A 2,589-nucleotide genomic window follows, 5' to 3' on the forward strand; every position below is an offset into this window, starting at 1 on the left:
GATGATTTGCGAGGCTCGCCCGGAGTCGCTCACCAGTTGGTAGTACCCCGACCCACCCATCTCGCACACGCAGCCACCGCTCAATGCCGCCTCGAATGAGTCGAGCAGCGCCTGCATGCGCCGCAACCCCTTGATGTTCCCTTTGTTAAGTTCTGACGTGCCGACTCCTGCAAGCAGCATCAGTTCCTCGATGCTGCAGATTCCGTCGGGCTTGCACGCAAACAACCTGAAAAGCCTGGATGCAAGGCGGCGCTCCTGCTCCGTTGCGTCGGAGAGTTGACTCATCCGCAGCGTCATGCGATACCCATTGACCAGCAGCGTCAAGTCTTGCAAGTCGCCGTGCGCACGGCTCTCTCGAGGCAATGCAGGCATGCTCCGCTCAGCGACGCGGGTTTCACCGTGGAGCTGGAACGGCAGGGGAGCCGAGAGGTCGCTCGCCAGCAACTCCGGTTGCTCCATGCACAGATGCGGAGGCGGCTGGCAACTCAGGATGGCCTGAACCAACGACAGCGGAATCGCCGATCCTCCTCCCGGCAATTCCAGCACCTTGATGGGACTGAACGGCCCCAGGCACGCGGCAATGGCGCAGTACTGCGCTTCCGTGAACCCGGACACATCGATCACCAGATGCTGCAGGCCATTCATCCTGCCGATGGCCTCCATCCAGCCGCACAACTGATCTGCCGGCACACCCCTCGCATTGATCACCCGCAGCGCGGAGATGGCCCCGCTGTTCGAAAGGTCGAATTGCGCCGTCTCATCGTCGGGGCGACATTGGCTGAAATCCAGCAGGCGAGCCTGCCAGCCCGTCCGGCCACCGGGGCTCTGCGCAGACGCTGCGGGCCCGCCTGGCCCGGCCCCCATCCCAAACCCGACCTGGCGCGACATCGAGTACATCTCTTCGACTCCATTGTTCAAGAGGTCGATGAGTCACTCCCCCAGGCAAAATCGTTCCCCCAGGGGATGTCACCCGACGGTGTCGGGACCTGGCCGAAGAAGAATTGATCGAACGGGTTGTCCTGATTCGGCGTCGCTGGCGGATTCATGTATGTCGTCACGCCCGGCGTCGATGGCGTCACCGGCATGGCGATGGTCTGCCATGAGGGCGTGCCCGGCCGCTGCTGCGAGCCAGGATCGAAGGCGTTCCTTCCCTCCATCGACCCATGGAACACCGGCYCCAGGTATCCCGGCGGCAACGGACTGTCGTCGAAATCGATTTGCGAAGTGGACGCGACCACATCCTGGTGGTGGAGCCATGGGCATGTCCGGACAGCCTCGATCACACCCTGCGGCACGCATTGCCCGCCGCCCAGCAGATCCAGCGTGCGGAGATTGCTGAACCGCCCCAGGCACCGTGCGATGGTTCCGCACTGTTGCGTGCTCCATCTCGAGATGTCGATCGTCAGGTGCGTCAAGCCATTCATCCTGCCGATGGCCGCCATCCAGAATCCCAGGTCTTCCACGGACATGGCGGCAGCGCCTGTGACATCGAGGCGCGAAATCGAGCAGTTGTTCGACAACGCCTTGGCCACCCCTTTCGGCAGCGATGCCGCGAACAACAAATCCAGCTTCACGTGGGGGATGCCCGTGCAGCAACCCAGAATCTCAGCGGCTCCACCCATTTCACCGCAATGGCCCACCTCCAGCCGGCTGAAGGCTGGAAGCAGGGCCGGCTCCGCCCCGAACCGAAGCGGCTTCTCTCGGCCGATCTCACCCTGTGGGACCGGTTGCCCCCTGAACGATCCGGACACGTACCCACGCCCCGACACATTCATGCAAGAGCCTCCATGCCGTTCGGCAGGCACAGACGCGGAGGCGGCTGCCAACTCACGATGACCTGCAGCGCCCATCCCAAACCGCTCTGGCTCGACGCCGAATGCATCTCATCGACTCCAAGTTCATGAGGTCGATGAGTGACTCCGCCAGGCAACATGGTTCCGTCGATGCCGCCAATCTGCAGCGCCGCCCGACGACGGCGGTCCGCTCAGCTGCGGTAATCGGCGTTGATCTTGACGTAGTCGTAGCTCAGGTCGCAGGTCCACACCGTCGCCGCTGCCTGCCCGCGGTTCAGCACCACCCGCACGTCGATCTCGCTCTGCTTCATCACGCGCTGCCCGTCTTCCTCCCGGTAGTTCGGGTTGCGCCCGCCCTGCTTCGCGACATGCACGTCGTCGAGGAACAGGTCGATCTTCGTCTGGTCGAGGTCGGCGATGCCGGCATAGCCCACCGCCGCCAGGATGCGGCCCAGGTTCGGATCGCTCGCGAAGAAGGCCGTCTTCACCAGCGGCGAGTGCGCGATCGCATACGCCACCTGCTGGCACTCGGCCTCGCTGGCGCCGGCATCCACCTGCACGGTGATGAACTTGGTCGCGCCCTCGCCGTCGCGCACGATCGCCTGCGCGAGCTGCTGCGCCACGCTGACCAGCGCCTCGCGCAAGGCCGCGCCTTCCGCGCTGTCCACGCTCGTGATCGGCGCATGCCCGGCCTGCCCGGTCGCGACGACGACGAACGAGTCGTTGGTCGACGTGTCGCCATCGATCGTGATGCGGTTGAACGACAGGTCGGCCGCCTCCTTCACCAGGCGCTGCA

The 2,589-nt window shown here is 64.4% G+C and carries 3 protein-coding genes; all 3 read right to left on the reverse strand.

All coding sequences use genetic code 11. The annotated features are described in order from the left end of the window. A partial coding sequence (locus AC1D01_RS29530; protein WP_477872767.1) for a hypothetical protein occupies nt 1-897 on the reverse strand: 897 nt, incomplete at its 3' end. 17 nt (nt 898-914) lie between these two features. After that, nucleotides 915-1,775: a hypothetical protein gene (locus AC1D01_RS29535; protein ID WP_477872769.1), complete on the reverse strand. Its 861-nt coding sequence runs from the start codon at nt 1,773-1,775 to the stop codon at nt 915-917. Nucleotides 1,776-1,984: 209 nt separating this feature from the next. After that, nucleotides 1,985-2,589, reverse strand: a 605-nt coding sequence (locus tag AC1D01_RS29540) for a bifunctional ornithine acetyltransferase/N-acetylglutamate synthase (protein WP_477872771.1), incomplete at its 5' end; no start/stop codon positions are given.

This window comes from Rhizobacter sp. P3_B12 (genome assembly GCF_056402895.1).